The sequence below is a fragment of the Blautia faecis genome, from assembly GCF_027662325.1.
Classification (GTDB): domain Bacteria; phylum Bacillota; class Clostridia; order Lachnospirales; family Lachnospiraceae; genus Blautia_A; species Blautia_A faecis.
In genome coordinates this window covers 16,439-38,513 of the sequence record NZ_JAQDKY010000029.1, presented here as the reverse complement: position 1 = coordinate 38,513, position 22,075 = coordinate 16,439, and the positions used below count along the sequence as shown (strand labels likewise).

Below are 22,075 nucleotides of genomic sequence, written 5' to 3'. Positions count from 1 at the left end.
TTTTACTATGAAAGTCCTGAATCGTGTTTGAAAAAGGCTTTCTGCAAGATGTGTGCATTTGATTATCAAGCACAGGAGGAAAAGAGGAATCAGTTATGAACTACGGAAACATTAAATCCTACGACATTGCAGACGGCACAGGCGTGCGTGTAAGCCTGTTCGTATCTGGCTGCAGGCACCACTGTAAGGGCTGTTTTAACGCACCTACGTGGGATTTTAACTACGGTAAGCCATTTACCCGGGAGACACAGGATAAGATTCTGGAGCTGCTTGCTCCTTCTTATATAGAGGGCTTCTCCTTACTTGGAGGAGAGCCATTTGAGCCAGAGAACCAGCCTGTGCTGGCAGAGCTTCTGGAAGAAATCAGACGTACCTTTCCGGATAAATCCATCTGGTGTTACAGTGGATATCTTTTTGACAAAGATATGGTTCCCGGAGGTAAGATCTACACTCCTTTTACAGACCGGATGCTCTCCTGCATCGACGTTCTGGTAGACGGAGAGTTTATTCAGGAATTGAAAAACCTCTCCCTTCAGTTCAGAGGGAGCAGCAATCAGCGAATTCTGCATTTAAAAGATGGTAAGCTTATTAAAGAAGGCCTGTGATACGGGTCTTCTTTTCTTATATCTGCATTCAAATAGTTGCATAAGTTTTTACATCTGGGTAATCGAAAATCCCCCTCCTGTCTAACAGGAGGGGGATTTTATTACACTTTATTTATTTTGCTTTCGCATATTTTGGTGTGCTGTAAGAAGAATAGATTGGAACACCTGCTTCGTTGTTTCCAACGGCGCGTACTTTGTAATAATACTTGGTTCCAGCTTTCTTGGAGCTCTTGTCAACATATTTCACTTTGGAGCCTTTTGTAATAGTTCCTACCAGTTTATATCCGAAACCTTTCTTAGTGGAACGGTATACCTGATATCCGGTAGCTCCTGTTACTTTCTTCCAGCTGACAGTGATCTTGCCCTTTGTTGCTTTCGCTTTTGGACTGGTTGGTTTCGCGATCTGTGCTGTGGAAACCATAGCACTTGCAGATTTGCTTGCACCACTTGTGTATGTTGCGTCAGCAGAATCTTTGTACTCATAGGACTTGCCATTCTTGTAAGCAACTACATAATAGTAATATTTTACTCCTGCTTTCGGTCCTTTGTACTCTGTGCTTGTTGCACCATTATAGGTGTACTTGATCTCGCGATCTGTAATAGTCGTTTCCTTCAGTTCACTAACGAATTTATATCCGCTGACTGTTGTAGAATCAGCAACATAATTCGGAACAGTTGTACTGGAACCGTAACTATAGCTGTAAGAATTGCTGTCTTTGTTATATCTGTTCCAAGAAGAGGTGGTTCTGTATACACGATAGTAATCAGCACCTGCTACCGGATTCCATGTTACAGTAATACTTCCATCTGCTTTGTTTGCAACAGCTTTTACATTGCCAGGAGTTGCTAAAACAGGATTAACTGTTGCTCTGATTTCATTGCTGTATTCCTGTCCTCTGTATGCACGTACACGATAGGTTGTTTCCGTATCTGCTGCCGGGAATGTAATGGAAGATGTGGAAGCTTTCAGTGTCTTATAGGTTTCCCATGCACCAGTCTCTTCATTTCTCTTCTCAACCAGATAACCCTTTCCTGCATATACCGGCTGCCAGCTTAACTTCATCTTACCGTTTGCATAAGAAATTCTGTTAACGGTAGTCATCTCGAAGCTAAGATTTGCATATACACCTTCATCAATGTAATACTTGCTGTTTCCTACAGTCTTGTAAGCTCTTACAAGATAGTAATAATCCATACCGCTCTGAAGCTTCTTGTCTGTATAACTGGAAGCCTTTGCACTTGTAGTCTTGATCAGTTTATACTTAGCAAAATTGTTGGTCATGCCAGCTGCTACAGTATCTCCAATAGAAGATCCTTCACATCTGTAAATCTCATATCCCTTAGCACCTTTGATCTTGGTCCAGGACAGTTTTACAGAAGTTGTGCTCTTAGGTGTTGCTTTCAGTTTCAGCGCACCGCCCCAGGTAGTAACCTTATTATAAGCCCATGCTCCATAAGTGGTCTTGCCTGTTTCGGAATCATAATAATATGGTCTTACTCTGTAAGTATAGGTGGTATCTGCTTTCAGTTTGGTGTTCTTATAAACGCTGTCTGTAGTTTTGGCAATTGTTTTATATTTCTTGCCATTCTTTCTCTGGATCTGATAGCCGGTAAGCCAGCTTTCTGATCCGCTTTCAGCGCTCATCTTTAAGGTAACGGTCTTAGCTGTGATAACATTTGTTACAGATATACTCGGCATACCAGCTTTAAATGATGCTGTATTTGTGTATGCACTGTATTTCTGTGCAAGTGTAGCTGCCTTATCATTTTTTACACGGGCACGCACATAATAGGTCTTGCCTGGTGTAAGTGATTCAAAGTAAAGTGTTGCCTTATTATTCTCACCAGAAATACAATCTGTAACCTTGTAATCATTTACAAATTCAGGTGATTCGGAATACCAGAATTCTACATCTTCTTCTTTTCTTACAGTTCCGTCATAGGAGAATACATAACCATCCGGTGTTTTCTCAACCAGCTTCAGGTTGCTGATCGCTGAAGTGGCTTTGGATACATTGACAGCTACTACATTGGAAGGAGTACCGTATTTCTTGTTTCCGCTCTTGTCTTTTACATAAGCGACAACTCTTACATAGGTTGCTCCTTCTTTTAATAAGGATTTTCTCAATGTAAGTGCATCATCATCCTCATAGTACTCATCTTCATCTTCATCATAGTAACCACTAGAAGAAGCTGTTACCCAGTCCTCTTCGGAAGGCTGTGCCTTATCTGTGTACTGGAGTTCATAAGAGTCGCCATCTTCCAGAACAGCATCAAAACGGAATTCGAAGCTGTTTGCAGATTCTTTATACATTTCTAAGCCAGTTACATTCTTAGGTGCCTTTTCTGCATCTGTAGTGAAGGAGACTGCTACAGGTTTCAGTTTTGCAACCTCTTCCTCTTCCGGTCTGTCTGCACTGCTCACTGCACGAACATAATAGGTTTTTCCTGCTTCCAGATTACTGTTGTTTTTGCTGATCTTCAGTTTCGCAGAACCAGCTGAGCCATCATAATAGAAGCTGCTCCAGTCACTTACCATAGTTGCAGTAGTAAATTCTGTGCCTGTTGCGATCTGATACCATACGCTGTCTAAATCAACCTTTGCACTGTATGTGAAATAATAGTACTCATCGTCAGCTTTTACATACTGAAGATCTGTGATCGGCTGAAGAGCATCTACTGTAAATGCTGCGGACGGTGCTGACCAGTCGCCTTCTACGGTCTTTGTGACTTTCTTTCCGTCTGTATCAACAGTATAAGTGCGTACTGCACGTACCTGGAAGGTATAGGATTCTCCAGGAGCCATTGCCTTGATCGGATCGCCATTCTCATCTCTCACACGATCAAATGAAACCTTAGAATCTGTTGTATATGTATACAGATATTTAAGCCGTGACAGGGAAACGCTTGGGAAATTATCGCGTCCGGCACTGTAATAGGTCTTATCAACAGTTCCGTCATCCTTCAGAGAAGCTGAGCTCACGTATTCACGGCCGGCAGAATCTTTTACAAGGATTTCATAGCTGTTTACATTGTCAAGTGCATTCCAGCGCAGGGTTGGCTCACTGTCCTCTGTGTTTACGGTTACACCGGAAACAGCTGCAGGCTTCTCACTGGTACCTACATCTGAAGCAGTTACTTTGTATGCAAATGCATTGGACCAGTCTCCGTATACTTCCTTGCCATCCTCTCCGATCTTAACGGCACGAACAGAAAGATTATAGTTCTTTCCGTCTTCAAATGCATAAACAGGCTGACCGGTAGCCGGGTAAATAACAGGTTCCAGAACTCCGTCTACGCTTGTATAAGTTCTATAATCAGACTCATCAAAGGAATATCTGGTGCCGCTTACTCTGGTATACCTGCCACTCTTCCGATCGGATGCCAGTGACTCAAAGTACTCACGTCCAGCTTCGTCTGTGATCTTAATCTCATAGCTGTCTGCATTCTTATCCGGATTCCAGCTGAGAACATAAGAAGAAGCTGTTACACCGGAGACTTTCTTCAGGCTTGTATCTACAGCTTTATAAGTTACTGTATAAGCGTCAGACCATTCACCTTCCTGCTTCTTGTTTGCACCATTCTCATATCTGTAATTAATTCCGCGGACACGGATGGTATAGGTTTTACCTCTTTCAAATTTGAACTCTCCGTAGGTTCTTCCTAAATAGAAGTTTGGATCGTAATAATTGGAATCTGTTGTAAAGGCAACTTTTCCATCTACTTCAACTTCGTACTGGGATACATATGTATTCTGGATACGGTTCCAGCTTACATATTCATATTCATCGTTGTATTTGAAATTACCGGTCTTCTCTGGTACAAGACTGCCGCTGTCGTCTGCTTCTACAACCAGCTCATTGGACCAGTCGCCTACCTTCTTCTCGTCGCCGGAGCCTGTATATGCACGGACTTTAACGGTATATTTCTTGCCTTTCTGGAAAGCACCGATATATTTTCCGTCTGCATCAGAAGCGACTTCATAAAGACCTGTGGTGTCGTTCTTTTTAAGCAGATAACCGTAATTCTCATAGAAATTGATCCAGTTACCTGAAGTAGTTACATAGGAGGGTTCCTTTGCTCCGTATGCATAAGAATAATATTCATTTCCAGCTTCATCCTTAATGGAAACCTCGAGGTTCTGGTTCTCGCCGGATATCTGGATCTGATTCTTTCTTTCAGCTGCATAAATTGTCACACTCTTCGGCTCAGCGACCTTCTTTGCGTAGGTATAATCTACAGCATCAGACCATTCACCATATGCAACAGTTCCATCTGCACTGTTACGGTTTACGGCGCGAACGGAAACTTTGTATGTCTTGCCATTCTCAAGGCCTGCAATATATCCGTCTTTACCATCTGGTTTGTATACAAGGTTTCCTTCTGCGTCAACCTTGAACGGCCGCATGGTAAGACTTGTAAGACTATAGCTTAAGTTGACTGTGGACGGATAACCGGTCTCTGGCTCGCTTGCATCATAATTGTAGCGGTAAGTGTACTCTCCGTCTGTTACACGGATCTGGTATTCATCTGCCTTCTGATCCGCATACCAAGTAAGAACATTCTTATCCTCCTCATCAAATGCAACATGTCCGATCTTGCCAGGTGCCTCTGCATCAAAAGCGGCAACCTCATCGGTACTTCCGCTCTCTTCTGCGTCTGCAACTGCCTCGCTGTCACCGAAGCCATCCTCTGTAACAGCTGCCACTGCGGCTTCATCTCCGAAGCCATCTGCCTCTACAGCAGCTTCCTCTGTGGTGTCCGCTTCCGCTGCCGGAGACTCAGATACGAAATCTCCTCCATCTGTAAAATCTGACGCCAGAAGTGGTGTCGGTGCGGAAGTTGCGGTCATTGCCGCTGCAATTGCAATTGCAACAGACTTATTGAGTGTTTTCAAATCTTTCTTCATACATTTCCCTCCATGAATTAAATTTATTGAAATTGATCAATAAGTAGTATGGGGAAATTATAGCGTATTACTCCGTTTTAGGCAAGTATTTTGTGAAAAATTTATGTATTTTTTGTGTAAATAAACGCGCATTACCCCCCCCAGTTTGTATTTTTCTGATATTTTCTCTTTTTTCTGACAATTAAGTGTTTTCTTTATTTTTTGACTATTTTAGTGTTTTTTCATATTCCGTCAAAATACTGTTCATTTCGTAGCGTTTTAACTGTCTGATCAGTTCTTCTGCATTAATATGAAGCCGCATATCTTCCAGGCTTTCTTTTATCTCAATGTCACGTTTCATGGTTGCCAGCTGTTCGCTTAAGTATACCATCTCTTTATTTGTTTTCAGTGCTTTCAGAGGGCTTCTGCCTATTCCAAGGTTTTCTTTCCAGAAAGTATTCAGTTCCTTTTCTTTCTTTGCCACGTCTTCGCAGTCCTCAATTGCTTCATAGATCGCGTCCAGGGTTTTATATTCTGCTACAAGCGGCGCTGCTGCTGAGGAAACGCCCTTACAGCCTGGAATTCCATCGCCTGGATCTCCGGTGATCGCCAGAAGCACAGGAATCTGTTCCGGATATACCCCTTCCTCAGAACAGACAATTTCCGGTGTATATTCAAATACATTAGAAGGGAGTTCCTCGTAAGCCTCTTTTCCAAACAGGCCATATGCATCCTTCAAGTTCTCCAGCTTATCCTTCGTAACAACACGCCACATGCGGGTATATTCGCTTACCAGCTGAAAATAATCGTGATCCTTGGTAAGCACGTAAGTCTGCAGATCCGGGCCCTGGAATTTCTCCACAAGAGATGCCGCATAATCGTCAGCCTCATAGTCCTGACTCATAAATACCGGACAGCCGATTGCTTCCAGAAGCTCTTCCATCTGGATAAACTGTTCTTTTAATGGCTGGGCAGTCTCCTTGCGATTGGCTTTGTAAAAATCGGCGCCAAGCTGGGTGCGGCGGAAAGTATCTCTTGTCATGTCAAAGGTAAATGCCACGTATTCCGGCTTTACCTTCTTATAGACAGCCAGAAGGGTGCGAAGCATGGTGAACATGGCATTTGTGTATTTTCCATCGGAGGTGTGCAGGATTTCCGGATAGTGTCTCTCTTTTTCCTCGTCTGTCTTTGCGAAAAGGATAGATTTGGGAAGATTTCCGTAATAGGATGTGGACAGCATGGAGGAGCCGTCGATGATCAGAAATTTGGGCATAATTGTTCTCCTTCTATGATTATTTGACAGTTTCCTAACGAAGCGTTGATTTTTACACACTGTCAGGAAGTGTCTTTTCAATATCTGATATGATATCAGACCTGTAATTTTTCTCAATCTCTCTGTAAGTATACCATAAATTTATCTTATCTGAAAAATTTCCAAAAATTTTTTCAGATTTCGTGTTATTTCTTTCTCTGGTTTTCGTATATATAGTGAAGGGAGCAGAAAACAAAATTATTTCTGAATTCCCGCTCTACGTAGAATGAGGAGGTACTCAATGAAAAAAATAATTTTAACCTTATCCGGCGTTCTCTTTGTGATCGTCACCGGATGCTCGCTGCTGATCTGCATGATGAACGGAATTCCGAATTTGGATCAGCCGGCTGCTGCCTTTTACCTGGCGAAAGCAATTCTGTTATCCTTTATCCTTCCTCTGGTAACCTTAGGTCTCTTCGTACACTGTTTGCAGCTTAGACGAAAGCTTGATAAGAAGAACCTGTTGTTCCGGAATGCGATGAAGGAGCTGATAAAAAATCGCCAGACCAGCTGCAGGGATTCTGGAGATTCTGATTTCCAGAGCTTTAAAAATTCACTTACCTGTCTGTTCTGTGCCTTTGCCGAAGATTCCGATCTCAGCGAAGAAGATCAGAAGGACTTGCTGGATTTTATTGACAAATTTTAAGTGAGGGACTTGCATGCTTTTAATCTGTATGAGCATAGCAGGAACAGTGCCACTGATCATCTGTCTCCTGCTATTGCTTCTCCAAAGGAAAAAATTTTCATACCGGCTTGGCCGGAACCTGGTGTTTCTGAGTCTGGCGGGGTATTTGATACCGTTTCAGGTGGTTAAATATCTGATGCCAACAGATGTTTTGATAAGAACAGACGCTCTTGCAAACATCTCTTATTACATCAATTTTGACGACAAAGAAGCAATTTCTTATCACGGAATTTCATTATGGATGTCCGACTGAATTCTTATGATTGGATTATGCTGGCTATTTTTAATCTCAGGCTTCAGTGTTTACGAAATCATAAAGTATCACCGGCTCACGCGAAAGCTGAAAAAGATTACTGAGAAAAGAACTTGTTTCTTACCTGGAATCGGGGATGTAGAATACCGTATTTCTCCCCTTATTGGTTCTCCCTATACTATAGGTTTCCTGAAGCCTTTCATTGTCGCGCCGGAGAGCCTTGCGGATTCCAGATTGTCAGAAATGATTTTGCGGCACGAATATTCACACCTGTGCTGCCATGACTCAGCTGTAAAGCTGCTCTGCCTGTTAGCCATTTGCCTTCATTTTTATAATCCGTTAACATTGCTTACGCTTCTGCTTTACACCAGCTTTTCCGAAAACATTGCAGATCAAGCCGCCACCGAAGGTTTCACCACGGAGGAGAGAAAAGCCTACGCAGTCGCTCTCGTGAATCTTTCCGCAAGGAACAGACAGGTTCCTGTAGTCTGGAAAAACAACTTATTGGGGGCCAAACATACAATGAAAAGGAGAGTGGAATTTATTATGAGGAAGAATAGAAAAGCCAGTAAAATTGGTACTGCTGCGGCAATATTGGCATCTGTATTTTTGAGCGGGACTACGGTGTTTGGGTATGCGCCGATGCAAACGACGGAAGCTGCAGATTCTGTGCAACTTAATGAAACAGTATCATTTGTTGACAGTGCTTCAAACAACCCCTTTGCAAATTCTAATATCTACTTTGAAACAGATGAACATGTGAATATCTTAGTCAATGACTCCGATTTAGAGCCACGTGCAATTATTTGTACTCACGATTTTAAATCTGGATATGCTGATGTTCATAATTCAAAAAGTAATGGTGGTTGTGAAGTAAAACGCTATACTGCAAAAATTTGTCAAAAATGTAATCATCTTGTCATCATGGACTACGTAAGCACAACAACTTACGCCAAATGTCCACACAAATAATCGCCTGCACTAACTTTAATGGGAGGAAGTTAGCCCAGCCGAATTATTGAATCATTCACACTTACCCAATTATGTCATTTTCCATTATTATCTTTCGTGAAGCTCAGAGGGAACGGAAGCTAAAAACGAGCCAGGGAAGCGTTTCGCTTTCCCTGGCTCTTACCCGTTTCAGAAACATATTATAACATTTCTCTTCTTTCTTTCCATCACGCTGCTTTCCCGGTACCCTTCAGCTGTCCATGAACCGTCCGTCTCACAAACACAAAGCAGACCACCTGCAGCACAATGGTAATGAACCAGGATGCCGGATAGGAAATAAACAAGGTGTACAGGCTTCTGTGCTGTGGGAATATCCAGAAGATCCACACAATTCTGGTACCAACCGTACCGATAATAGAAAGGATCATAGGCACACCGGAATGTCCCATTCCCCGGAGAGCGCCAGGAAAAAGATCCATGATTCCGCATAAGAAATAAGGCACTGTGGTGATGGAAAGAATTTCCACACCGCATCGGATAACCTCCGGGTCCTCTGTGTAAACCTTCAGGATCTCACCGCCACACATGTAAGAGCCGCATCCCAGCACAAGGGCGATCACAAAGGACAGGATTCCGCAGTCCAGCAGCACTCTGTCCATACGTTTATATTTCCCAACGCCATAATTCTGGCTGGTAAAGCTCATACAGGCCTGAGTGACCGCATTTACAGATGCATACAAAAATCCCAGAATATTATTCGCCGCCGTATAACCAGCCATAGCAGTGGAACCAAAGGAATTTACAGAAGACTGCAAAAGCGCATTGGAAATGTTAATAACCGTACTCTGCACTCCTGCCGGTATTCCCACCTGGAAAATCTGTACCAGATAAAATTTCTTCATGCACAATCTGGAAAACCGAAGCTGATAACTGCTGTCCGTCATATACAGACATCTAAGAACCAGAATACAGGAAATCAGCTGGGAAATAATGGTCGCAATGGCAACACCTGCAACACCCAGATGAAACACGATCACAAGGATCATATTCAGCACCGCGTTGGTCACACCTGCCACGACCAGGAACATCAGCGGACGCCTGGTATCCCCTACCGCACGCAGAATAGCTGCACCATAGTTATAAAGCATAAAAAACGGCATTCCCAGGAAATAAATCCTCATATACAAAGTGGACTGGTCAATCACATCAGCAGGCGTTCCCATAACCTCCAGTGCCCATCTTGAAAAAACAAGTCCTACAGCAGCCATCGCCACACCACTGACCAAAGCCAGTGTAACAGACGTATGTACCGTTTCCGACATCTCCTTCGCCTTACCTGCCGCATAGAACCTGGCAGCCAATACATTAGCTCCCAGTGAAACACCAATAAAAAGATTGGTAAACACATTGATCAAAGCGGTAGTAGAACCAACTGCTGCCAGGGCCTGGCTGCCGGAAAACCGTCCCACCACAATAATATCCACAGCATTGAACATCAGCTGCAGAATTCCGGAAACCATCAGCGGAATGGCAAAAGAAACCAGCTTGTCCATAATGGTTCCGTTACACATATCAATTTCGTACTTATTCTTACTCAACTCTATCGCTCCCTCATCCATATGCCAGCACCACCGGAAGCCCCTTCCGGTCTGCTGCCAGAGTATATAAAAAGCTCTGACAGGTACTGGCTCACATCATCCTTTCTGTCCCCGAAGCCATTTTTCAAGGACAGAATAAATCACATTCATGTCAATAGGCTTAGTTACATAATCACTCATTCCACACTCTGCAGCCCGGCTCTCATCCTCCTGGAACACATTTGCGGTCATGGCGATCACCGGAATAGTTTTCCAGTAATCGCTCTTTCCTGCACGGATATTTGCCGTGGCCTCATAACCATTCATCACCGGCATCTGAATATCCATGAAGATCAGTTCATAATAATTCTCCGGCCGGGTTCCAAGAAGCTTGATCGCATCCTGTCCATTCTCTGCCACATCCACGATCAGACCAGATTCGGACAAAAGCTCGTACGCAATCTCCCGGTTCAGCTCATTGTCCTCCACCAGCATGATCCTGCGTCCCTTCAAAAAGCCCGGATCCTTTTCCTTCTTTTCTCCAGCCTCTGCTGCCAGTAAGGTCTGGTCAGCCTCCTTCTTTTCTTCCACAAGCTTCAGATCCAGCCGCACAAAAAAAGTCGTACCTTCCCCCTGAATGCTCTTTACCTCAATACTTCCACCCATCTGCACAATGATAGACTTGGCAATAGAAAGTCCCAGTCCTGTTCCCTGGGTAGCATTTGTCATACTGTTATCTTCGCGTGAAAAAGGCTCAAACAGCTTCTTCTGAAATTCTTCCGACATTCCGATTCCGTTGTCCTTCACCACAAAAGAATAGCTTGCTTTTCCCTCTGCAAAGCTATTGCCCTGGGTAACCTTTACCTGCACACATCCATGCTCAGGCGTGTACTTCACTCCATTGGAAATCAGATTGATCAAAACCCGCCTGAGTCTTACCGGATCTGCCAACACATGATCGTCCCGGATTTCTTCTATATCCATATCAAAAATCTGGTGTTTGTCAACAGCTGCCTGACGGCATACTCCATCCACAATTTTCATGGTTTTGCTCAGGTACAGTGGTTCCTCATGAAGCGTCGTATCCGAACTCTCAATTTTCGACATATCCAGAACCTCATTGATCAGCTCCAGAAGGTGTCTGGAAGAATCGTCGATCTTCTGAAGACAATCCAGAATACGTGCCGGATCGTTCAGATGGTTCATGGCGATCTGGGTCATACCAAGGATTCCATTCATAGGAGTACGGATGTCATGGGACATACTGCTGAGAAAAATGCTTTTTGCCTTGTTTGCCTCTTCTGCAGACTGATATGCCTCCTTCAGACTGTTCATCAGCTGTTCATTTCTGCTGTGGCTTTCCTGGACATCTGTTGCGATCACAGTCATCATGCCAGGCATGACATTTTCCTCGTCCAGGCAGATAAACTGGAACCGCACCCAGCGGTAAGCATCTTTTGCCCGGATCCGGGCTTCACACTCATAGCTGCCCTCCTGCTCCAAAAATATACGAGAAAGCTCTGACAGTCTGATTTTCAGCCGTACTTTTTCCCAATCACCCGGTTCACAGTTTGGCGCCAGATATTCTTTCAGGAAGTCTCCGTAATAACCGTCCGGAATCTTTTTATCCAGAAGTCTCTGGTTTCCGCGGTAGTATACCTTGTATTCGCCAGACATCATATCCACATACAAAATGATCAGAGAATTCCTTGCCAGTGCTCCAAGAAGCTGACGGCTCTCGTTTCCGCTTTTGTGAAGGAAATCGAGAATCGTATCTCCCTCTTCATCACTTTGCTTCCGGCTGCTGGCTTCCCAGTTTTCAATATCTGTGAACAACCTGCTTTCTTCTATTTCAGTTTGATCTACTGCCTTGCCATATACCGAATAACAGGTACGGATGCGTCCCGCTCCCAGCAGATATCTGAGATCTGCCTGCAGTTCTTTGTCCTCTTCCAGAAGCTCCACCAGCTCTGGACAATAAACAGAACCCTTTCCCCAGGAAAACTCCTCCGCTACCTGTTCCAGCTTCTTGGCATTCTTATAGCTTCGTCCCACAAAGTCAGTGGCTGCATCCAGACAATCGCTGATATGCAGTATTTCAATAAGAATACGCTCATTTGACCTGGTATTGTCAAAATCTGCCGGATATCCTATTTTTCCATCCCAGGATTTGTGATGTCCCAGAACAGCATCCCGATATTTGCGAAGAGCCGGAATCTCCTCGACGAATTTAGCCCCTTCACAGGGATGGCTGAGAATACCATTCTTTTCCCTTTGTGTCAGCTGCCGTGACTGCTTGTTCACAATAGATGCAAGTCTGATCATTCCAATATCCAGAAGCTGTGCAGACTGGGAAACATAGTCCAGAATGGTCTCCTGATTTTCCAGCACTTCCACCACGTTCTCATAACCAAAGGTTCCAATCAGAAGCTCCGGCCGCTTTTTCATCACTACATTCAGAATTCGCCTGGCAATCTGCTCCACCATTGCACTGTGCATGGCAGTGCCCTCATCCCGGCTTACCATGATCTGCATAAGAACCAGGGTGTTTATTTCATCTCCGGTAATATATTTCAACACATCCCTGAGAGAACGCCATACTACATCATTTACAAAGGTATCGTTTTCTGTCCTGGACAGCCTGCGAATAGCATGCACATAATTGGATACACAAAAATCACGGAGATCTGGTGCTCCGTGATATTCATCCGCATATTTCTCCAACAATTCCAAAATCGTCGGCAGATGGTTGATCGCAACCTGAAAATAGCGGCTGTCAGAAAAAGGCACTCCCTCCTGGCTGTCCAGATCGTCATGCTCCATACTGTATTCACAGAATTTCCGGTAATCCTCCAGAAGCTCTGTGCAGGTTATCTTCCCCTGATAGAACAGACAGGACTTATAATTACAGTATATTTCATCTAGCATTTCGTAGGGCTCCGGATTCTTCTTAAGCTCACGCTGATAATATTCTTCCAGAACCCGGGATGCTCTGGAAAGAAGCTCCGGATCAATCTCCCTCACGGTAAATCTCAGGACTGAATTTCCAAGAAGATCATAATTTAGTTCTTCGATCAGTTCATCAAAATCAAACCTCTCTCCGTCTAATTCCCGGACTTTCTCATCATTATAAAACTCCAGTGCCTCATCAATGTACTGCAAAAGCTCCTTGGCCGTGTCCAGATTAAAGTTCATCAACACTATCGGAAAATTATAATAAGAAAAAAGGATTCGCTTCCTTACGTCAAAATCCTCGATTTCAAAATATCTGGAAGAAAGTGCCCGCAGTCTGTCAAAATACATGGCTCCTTTCTTTCCATCTTCATCACTGAAGGGACGGTTATAAAAATTTCCCAGAAGGTTCAGCGTCCAGATATAAGAGTCCAAATCATCACTTTTCTGAAAATATCCATCCAGAAGCTCTAGGATTTCCAGCATGGCAAGGTTATCCTCATAGCCCTCATCATCGGCCATGCGGATCTGATGCAGAAATTCTCTCGCCAGTTCCTCGTTCAGGCTCGCCTCCCCGTCAAGGAAGGGGCGGATATACAGATTCAGAAGTGCCTCATTCTCAATGTAAAGCCTACGCATCATTCTGGATTTGTTCTTCAGATTTTCGATCCACGCCTCCTGGTCTTCTGCCTTCAGCAGATTCTCCTGAATCTGATCTTCCGTCTTCAGATTTTCTTTGTATTTGGTGTAAAAATGAATAATATTTTCCCGCGTGATCATTCCGCCGCACCTCTTTTGGAAATACGCTCATGATTCCGGCTCTTGCACTGATACATTCTTTGATCCGCTTCCTTCACCAGATCTGCGATTTTTCCCTTTTTTTCCTCAAATGCCACAATGCCATAGGAAAAGCTGATGTTGCGGCTTTCTCCGTTAATATCAAAATGGATCGGGCTCTTTTCCAGAATTTCGTTTAACCGTCCCTGGATCTGCTCCGGCTCCAGTGCAGACAAAATAAGGAACTCATCTCCTGCATACCGGTACAGAAGATCCTGCCTGTCCATAGCACACTTCATATTCTCTGCAAAACACACCAGATAACGGTCTCCGTTTTCATGGCCATAGCAGTCATTGATCAGCTTCAGATAATCCAGGTCAATAAATACAAGGCTGCCCTTCTTATGATTCTTCATAAAACGCCTGCTGTTGCGGTCAAAAGCCGCACGGTTCAGACAGCCGGTAAGGGCATCCTTATCCATGGACACCTTCAGGCGTTCAATCCGAAGCTCCTCACGGGTAAGGAGACGTACCATCTGATTGTAATTCTCCTTCTCCTGCTCCAGAGACTCCAGATACATTCTCTCGAATTCCGGTATCTGTCTCCGAAGCTCTTCCCGGTCACTTCTGTATGCAGCAGTGCGCATAAGCTTATAAACCGGACAGAAGCTTCCGCTGAAATTCCTGGCATTCTTAATGTAGCTGCCAATACGTATAATATCGTCCCAGCGTTCTTCCTCCGCCATTACCTGAAGGAACTCTCCGAAATAGCAGACGCAGAAGCTTAAGGTATCCCTGGCACCCTCCCCGGCTTCCATTTTCTTCATATAACTGTTGAATTCTTCCGCAATGGCCGCCTTGTCTTTTTGCTGGTAAAGACGAAGGTACAAGTCCGTAAATTCCTTCTGAAGCAGGAAAAAAGCTCTGCCATCTTCAGGAATCTCCCGTTCTGTAAGAATCGCCTGCATATCCACTGCCGCCTGCTCCGCGCCTGCAACATCTCCCATGCCCAGCTTCACGTAAACCTTGCTGTCATAATAGACCAGCTCATTTAAAGTATCCGAATTCCAGAAATCCACACTGCTGTCACAGGGATCCAGTCTGGAAATATCCATCATTTTCTCCAGATAAAAATCCGCCTCAAAAAACAGCCCACAGTCTGAAAAAGCGGCTACGATAGTGTTATAAACGGATTTCAGAGGGGATCTTAAGGTAAATCCGGAATTGGCATATTTCAGGCCATATTCCACAATCTTCGGGGGAAAACCAAGGCAGAAATAAAGTCTTACCAGGGCAAGATAAAGTCTGGATTTCTCCTTGGAACGCTCCATGTGAACTCCGGCCTCCCGGCAGATTTCGATCAGAGGATAAGCATATTCCCGAAAATTATAGGCAAAAATCCCATAACTTATATAATAGATTTCTTCTGTATAAACAGTAAAATCCGATATCTGCTTCAGCTCCTCCACACAGCGTGCCACATCCTCTTTTGTCCAGGTTCCTGTTTTTACTTTATTTTTTATTTCTTCAACTGTATACATACAAGTTTTATTCTCCTGCTTATTACTGTTGTTAATTCGACAAAAGACCCGGTGAGTTTAATAGATCACCCGGTCTCTTCCCTGTTCTTTGCCCATATAAAGTTTCGCATCCACATTTTTCAGCAAGGTGTCTATATTGGACTTGAAATCATTCTCCTCCACGCCAAACGTCATAGTAACCGGAATCCATTCTCCCCTCCAGTCAAACAGATCGTTGCCCAGCTTCATGCGAAGAGTGTTGAGCATAAGGCATACTTCGTCTCCGTTCATATCCGGGAAAAAGAAGATGAATTCTTCGCCTCCCCAGCGGCACAATTTGGCATGCTCACCCAATTCCCGGCTCATGTGCTGTGTGATCCATACCAGTACCGCATCTCCGCAGTCATGTCCCCAGTGGTCATTAATTCTCTTAAAGAAATCAATATCACCCATACCAATGGTAAACGCCATAACAGGCTCTTTCCTGCGCTTCTCCGTAATGTACTGTATCATCTGACGGCGGTTCCACAAACCTGTCAGCGGATCGGTCCCTGCCTGTTTCTTCAACTGCTCATTATACAGCACCAGCTTCTTCTCCGCAGATTCCACATTGGAGCTGAACATACTGCACGCTACAGCCATAAGCACAAACGTCACAATGGTATTTATGATCTGTAATACAACTGTAGCCGTTTCTGTCAGGGCAAAAACAGAAATATTTACCCTGCAGTACAAAAACAGGCTGAATCGTACTGCAAACAGAACTACTGTATAGCTGACCTTATACACAAGAGAATTGTAGACAGCAAAATATACCAGTACCAGCATCTCAAACATCAGATGCTGAATACCGCAGTCCCATCCATAGAGAACAACAAACACAATTATCCATGCCAGCTGCAGACCGCTGCAGACAAGCACACTGGTGTGTACCTTCAGCCGGTATGTTGCATAAAAAGCAGCAACCGCCATTGCTGCGAAAATATATCCTGTCCAGACCTCTGTCTTCGGTCCCACAATGCAGAATACGAACGGAATGATCAGAAAATAAAGTCCCAGAATCAACAATATAATTCTGAGAAGGAACAATATACGCTGAGGCTCATTCTCATGAATTGCTTCTTTCCTCAACAATGCATTAAATTTCCTGCACAGCCCTTTAACCATTACAGGTGCCGCCTTTCCCACGAGTGTTCAATATAATAATATTGCACTATTTATCACAAAAATGCAACCTTTTTTGTAATTATTTATATTATTTGCGCTTTTTACTTTACGGTTCAATGGTAACGTTCTGCGAGGTATTTTTTACGAACAAAGTTCACAGGAAACCCGGGAATCTCAGCACGAAATCATGCGAATGCATGATTTCTGCGCATCGCAAAGCGTGTTACTGGTCACGGAGTGACAGTAGCCTTTTTGCCAAATATTGCTTTTCATTCACAGTCAGGATTACAGCATCAAAAAATCTGATATATAAATCTTTTGTAACGATTCGGCAGGTGCTTTAATCCTCCACTCTTGCTCCCATGTAATAGAAGCCTTTACAGGTATCCAGACGCACATTCACATACTTGCCAAGAAGATCCGGGGTTCCTGGAAAATGAACCAGCAGATTATACTGGGTTCTTCCTGTGAAAATACCCTTTTCCTTGCTCTCCGTCTCAACAAGAACTTCCTGAACCTCGCCCTGGAATCTGGAAGAGACTTCTCTTCCTTTCTCCTGAACCAGCTTCAGAAGGCGGTCAAAACGATCCTTCACCACATCCTCTGGAACCTGATCCTCCATCTTCGCCGCAGGAGTGCCGCTTCTCTTGGAATAGATAAAGGTAAATGCAGTATCAAAATCAGATTTCTCCACTACATCCAGAGTTTCCTGAAAATCCTCCTCAGTTTCACCCGGGAAACCTACAATAATATCTGTAGTCAGGGAAATATCCGGCACCGCTGTACGGATTTTCTCCACCAGTCCCAGATACTTCTCCTTATCATAATGCCGGTTCATGATCTTCAGGATACGGCTGCTGCCAGACTGCATAGGCAGATGCAGATGATGGCACACCTTCCTGCTCTTACTCATATATTCGATCAGCTCATCAGATAGATCCTTCGGATGAGAAGTCATAAACCGGATTCTCTTCAGCCCCTCGATCTGCTCCACCTTCTCAAGAAGCTGTGCAAAAGTCACCGGATCCTTCAAAGTCTTTCCATAAGAGTTTACATTCTGTCCCAGAAGCATAACCTCTGTAACGCCATCCGCCACCAGAGCCTCTATCTCTTTCACAATCGCCTCCGGCTCACGGCTTCTTTCACGCCCTCTTACATAAGGCACAATGCAATAACTGCAGAAATTATTACATCCAAACATAATATTCACACCGGACTTAAAAGAATAATTACGCTCTGTAGGCAGCTCCTCCACGATCTTATCCGTACCCTCCCAGATATCGATCAGCTGGCTGTCACGATTCTCCATCTCATAAAACAGCTCTGCAAACTTAAAAATATTATGGGTTCCAAACACCAGATTGACAAATGGATAATCCTTCTGGATCTTATCCACAACCTGCTTCTCCTGCATCATACACCCAAACAAAGCAATCTTCATATCCGGATTAGACTTCTTCAGACTATGCAACTTACCAAGGCGACCATACACCTTAAGATTGGCATTCTCACGAACCGTACAGGTATTATAAATCACAACATCCGCATCCTCTGTTTCCTGTCTCTTAAAACCAATCTCATCCATAATCCCTGCGACAACCTCAGATTGCTTCTCATTCATCTGACACCCAAACGTCTGCAGACAATAAGTAATCCGCCGTCCCAGCTCCCGCTCCCTCAAAGCCACCATCTCAGCCAGCTTCGCCATATAATAATACTGACGCTCTGTATCATCCTGAGGCGGTGTAATACTCGTATCTATCTTACTGAAATCAATTTCATTAAACATACTTTATTCCTTTCATAAAAAGACCCCTTGTCAAATCAAGGGGCTACTCCTGTCTATATCTAAATATTTTATCCTATTTACCCCCTTTTGTCCAGCAATTTATTTCCCCACACTAAGCACTATCCTGCACACAACCTTTTCATTTCCCGATCCATCCTACACCTTCCCACCTATACAATTATCCTCCCCCAGGCGCTGCCTGCAGCCGCCGTCCCTTCCCAGTAACCAGTGAGAGGAAGTGGGTGCCGTCTGGGGGCATTGCCGAAATGGGGCGTCTGGCGAGCATAGCGATCTATAAAATTGCACTGTCTGAGCCCTGCAAGGGCGAGTTTGCAATTTTATAGATCACTAGGCGGCGGAGCCAGACGCCCCATTTCGGCACCGCCCCCAGACGACACCCACTTCCTCTCACGTCCCTCGAAACAAAAAAAGGCTTCAGGGAACGCACACACACTCCCTGAAGCCATTCATATAGGGGAAATTACAGCTCTACGTAATGTCCCTCTGCTTCACCGTTTACTACATAATATGCCTTATTCTCTTCAGTCTTAACGTAAACTTTAATATCCTGGATATCTTCTTCTTTCTTTCCGGTCATCTCTGTCCAGGCCTTTTTCACATTTGCTACTACATCCTTAGTAGTGAATTCCTTGCCTGCATACTGAATAAAAATCTCCTCAGCTGCAACAGCAGCCTTCTTAGCAGTTCTTCTAACAGCAGGCTTCTTAGCCTCTGCCTTCCCAGCTGTCTTAGCCGGAGCCTTTGCAGTCTCCTTAACAGCCTCTTTCGCAGTCTCTTTAACGCTTTCAGTAGCAGCCTTAACAGTCTCTGTAGCTGCTTTCACAGTCTCAACAACAGCTGTCTTAACAGCCTCTGCCTTACTTGGCTCAGCCTTTACCTCTGCTGCAGCTGTAGCTTTAACCTCAGCCACAGTCTTAGCAGCCTTCTTGGCTGCCATTGTTTCTGCCTTTTTTGTAGTTCTCTTCGTAGCCATTATAATAGCCTCCTTGACGGTGAATATAATCTTCGTTTTCGCTTCTATGATAGAATACTACGAATCAATTTTTTTTGCAAGTTCTGATAAAATCCCCCTTGACAAACCATTTCTCTGAATTCATAGGTAAAAGTACACAAACAAAACCTGTTAATTTCAGGAAATCTTCGGGTACAAATCTTAAAATCCTGATAATTTTTGTTTTCTTGCACAGTTATTGCCAAAAAATGGATGGATTTTCTTGTTTTTTTCGTCATCTATTTCCCTGTATAACCTTACAGGCCAAGATTCTCAAGGTCATATTTCATATAAGCATTCAATCTTTCCTTCAGTTTTTCGTGCTGGGGCAGATCCAGCTCCCTGTCAAGCTCCAGAATTCCTCCTGCGGCGTCACTGGCAGCTTTCAGTACATCTGAATCCTGATAAATATCTCCGATCCGGAACTCCAGCTGTCCGCTCTGACGGATTCCAAACAGATCTCCCGGTCCCCGAAGCTTCAGATCCTCCCCTGCTATAAAAAATCCATCATTCGATTTATTCAAAATCTCCAGTCTCCTGGAGGTCTCTTCCTCTTCATTTCCCTGCATAAAAATACAGTAAGACTGATATGCCCCACGTCCAACACGCCCTCTCAGCTGATGAAGCTGCGCAAGTCCGAACCGCTCCGCATTTTCTACCATCATTACCGTAGCGTTTGGCACATTTACCCCTACTTCCACTACTGTAGTAGACACCAGCACCTGGATTTCTCCCCTTGCAAACTGTTCCATGATCCCATTCTTTTCCTTGGGCTTCATTTTTCCATGGAGCATTCCAATGGTGATGTCTGATGGGAAAATCTCTCTCAGCCGTGCTGTATAGTCCGTCACGTTTTCCCCGTCTGCCCCCTCGCTTTCTTCTACCATAGGGCAAATCACATACGCCTGGCGCCCTTCCCGCACCTGCCTTTCTATAAAGGAGTAGGCTTTCGGGCGATAAGACGTGCCAACTACACAGTTCTTAATCGGGAGACGCATGGCAGGAAGCTCATCTATAATGGAAATATCCAGATCCCCGTATACAATGATCGCAAGAGTTCTGGGGATGGGAGTGGCACTCATAACCAGCACATGCGGCGCATTTCCCCTGGTAGTCAGTGCCTCTCTTTGCTTCACGCCAAAGCGATGCTGCTCATCGGTGATCACAAGGCCAAGATTCTCGTACACCACTTTTTCCTGGATCAGGGCGTGAGTTCCAATGATCACATTTGCCTCCCCGGATGCGATTTCTCCATAGATTCTTCTTTTCTCTTTCTGGGTGGTTGAGCCAGTAAGAAGAACCGGATGGCAGGATGAAATCTCCTGTTCCTCTATCAGCTTTGTAAATGCTTCAAAATGCTGATTTGCAAGTACCTCTGTGGGCACCATCAATGCTGCCTGATAGCCATTTTCCACAGTAAGGATCATTGCCAGAAAAGCCAGAATCGTTTTTCCGCTTCCAACGTCACCCTGAACCAGCCGGGACATAAGGGTATGTCCGCAAAGGTCTCTTTCGATCTCATGCCAGGCGTTTAGCTGTGCCTTTGTCAGATCATAAGGAAGACCTTCCATAACCTGTTCTGTGGTCCATACCGGCTTCATGGGAAAAGCATTGGGAGCTTCTTCTGTTTTTCCCTTCAGGATCTGTACTGCCAGAATAAACAAAAGGAATTCGTCAAACACAAGGCGTTTTCGCGCCACCAGAAGTTCCTGCATATTGCCTGGAAAATGGACAGTGGAAATGGCATAATTATCATCTGCCAGGTGATAAAATTCCTTAATCTCATCTGGGAGAAATTCTGTCTGCAGGCTCTGTTCATCCAGGATCTGATGCATCAGCTTGATTATCAGTTTGTTTGTAAGCCCTGCAGTAAGTCCGTATATGGGCTGCATGCTGTGAAGGATTTCTTCATAAGCCGCCGGTGTGAAAATCTCCGGATGCTCCATCTCCAGGTGACCTTTTTTTCTGGAGATTTTGCCGCGGAAAATAAAGCAGCTGCCTTTTTTCAGAGTGTTTTTTAAGTAGGGGGCATTAAACCATACCACAGGAAGTTTTCCGGTGGTATCTGCCACAGTGATGGAGATCACCTGAAGATTACGGATCCTGTTTACATAGACTCCGGCAGTGACAGTTCCACGAACAGACACCACGGAGTTCTCCTTCAAAGAACCAATTTCCTCCGGTGCCTCATATGAGTCGTAATTTCTTGGATAATAATGGAGCAGATCATCTGTTGTGGTGATACCGATCTTCTGAAATAGTTTTTCCGTCTTTTCTCCTACTCCTTTTAGTTCCCGAAGAAGCTTTGCCACTGTTTTTCCTCTCTTTCTGATCATTCATCTCTGTTTCCGGGTCTTTCTTCATTTGCCCGAAAAGTGTTCTCATTATTTTACAACAAAGACTGCCGATTTTCCATACTTATTTCACTTTGCACATGCTAACCACTTCGAACTCAATAACAGCTTCACGGTGCGCAAAAAACTTAATATTACCAATGAGCCTATGTTTATTGTTAAAGAAGACAGGGAGGAAATCTTCCACCCTGTCTTCCATCTCTTTATCACTCGCAGCCCTGCAGCTATTCATT

General features: G+C 44.2%; 13 protein-coding genes. 4 read left to right on the top strand and 9 right to left on the bottom strand.

The annotated features are described in order from the left end of the window. Positions 1-95: 95 nt before the first annotated feature. Positions 96-605, top strand: a complete 510-nt coding sequence (gene nrdG, locus PGQ38_RS13240; RefSeq protein WP_173717772.1) for an anaerobic ribonucleoside-triphosphate reductase activating protein — start codon at positions 96-98, stop codon at positions 603-605. Between the two features lie 112 nt (positions 606-717). On the opposite strand, the gene PGQ38_RS13235 is transcribed toward nrdG, so the two are convergent. After that, positions 718-5,514, bottom strand: coding sequence for a fibronectin type III domain-containing protein (locus tag PGQ38_RS13235; RefSeq protein ID WP_270432081.1), 4,797 nt, complete (start codon positions 5,512-5,514; stop codon positions 718-720). Between the two features lie 205 nt (positions 5,515-5,719). Further along, positions 5,720-6,766, bottom strand: a complete 1,047-nt coding sequence (locus tag PGQ38_RS13230) for a 5'-3' exonuclease (protein ID WP_270432078.1) — start codon at positions 6,764-6,766, stop codon at positions 5,720-5,722. A gap of 280 nt (positions 6,767-7,046) precedes the next feature. On the opposite strand from PGQ38_RS13230, the gene PGQ38_RS13225 reads away from it, so the two are divergent. The 3 genes from PGQ38_RS13225 to PGQ38_RS13215 are packed head-to-tail and all read left to right on the top strand — an operon-like array spanning position 7,047 to position 8,715. Beyond that, positions 7,047-7,451 (top strand): hypothetical protein, encoded by a 405-nt coding sequence (locus PGQ38_RS13225; protein ID WP_204453047.1) that lies wholly within the window; start codon positions 7,047-7,049, stop codon positions 7,449-7,451. Between the two features lie 13 nt (positions 7,452-7,464). Next, positions 7,465-7,743, top strand: a complete 279-nt coding sequence (locus PGQ38_RS13220; protein WP_270432076.1) for a hypothetical protein — start codon at positions 7,465-7,467, stop codon at positions 7,741-7,743. 6 nt (positions 7,744-7,749) lie between these two features. Continuing rightward, positions 7,750-8,715, top strand: coding sequence for a M56 family metallopeptidase (locus PGQ38_RS13215; RefSeq protein WP_270432073.1), 966 nt, complete (start codon positions 7,750-7,752; stop codon positions 8,713-8,715). A 206-nt stretch (positions 8,716-8,921) separates the two neighbouring features. Here the strand turns inward: PGQ38_RS13215 and PGQ38_RS13210 are convergent, their stop codons facing one another. The 7 genes from PGQ38_RS13210 to recG all read right to left on the bottom strand — a co-directional run bounded on the left by PGQ38_RS13210 (position 8,922) and on the right by recG (position 21,824). Beyond that, positions 8,922-10,313: an MATE family efflux transporter gene (locus PGQ38_RS13210; RefSeq protein ID WP_416386756.1), complete on the bottom strand. Its 1,392-nt coding sequence runs from the start codon at positions 10,311-10,313 to the stop codon at positions 8,922-8,924. A 75-nt stretch (positions 10,314-10,388) separates the two neighbouring features. Beyond that, complete coding sequence (locus PGQ38_RS13205) at positions 10,389-14,003, bottom strand: ATP-binding protein (protein WP_270432070.1); 3,615 nt, start codon at positions 14,001-14,003, stop codon at positions 10,389-10,391. Next, complete coding sequence (locus PGQ38_RS13200; RefSeq protein WP_204453041.1) at positions 14,000-15,541, bottom strand: GGDEF domain-containing protein; 1,542 nt, start codon at positions 15,539-15,541, stop codon at positions 14,000-14,002. Before PGQ38_RS13200 ends, PGQ38_RS13205 begins: the two co-directional genes overlap by 4 nt. 57 nt (positions 15,542-15,598) lie before the next feature. After that, complete coding sequence (locus PGQ38_RS13195) at positions 15,599-16,687, bottom strand: GGDEF domain-containing protein (RefSeq protein ID WP_204453040.1); 1,089 nt, start codon at positions 16,685-16,687, stop codon at positions 15,599-15,601. Positions 16,688-17,027: 340 nt separating this feature from the next. Further along, positions 17,028-18,476, bottom strand: a complete 1,449-nt coding sequence (gene miaB, locus PGQ38_RS13190; RefSeq protein WP_187564810.1) for a tRNA (N6-isopentenyl adenosine(37)-C2)-methylthiotransferase MiaB — start codon at positions 18,474-18,476, stop codon at positions 17,028-17,030. Between the two features lie 481 nt (positions 18,477-18,957). Further along, the gene (locus PGQ38_RS13185) at positions 18,958-19,470 is read right to left on the bottom strand and encodes a DUF6465 family protein (protein WP_118578057.1); all 513 of its coding nucleotides are present in this window, start codon (positions 19,468-19,470) and stop codon (positions 18,958-18,960) included. A 275-nt stretch (positions 19,471-19,745) separates the two neighbouring features. Further along, on the bottom strand, positions 19,746-21,824 hold the full coding sequence (gene recG / locus PGQ38_RS13180; protein WP_195391631.1) for an ATP-dependent DNA helicase RecG: 2,079 nt from the start codon (positions 21,822-21,824) through the stop codon (positions 19,746-19,748). Between the last annotated feature and the right edge of the window lie 251 nt (positions 21,825-22,075).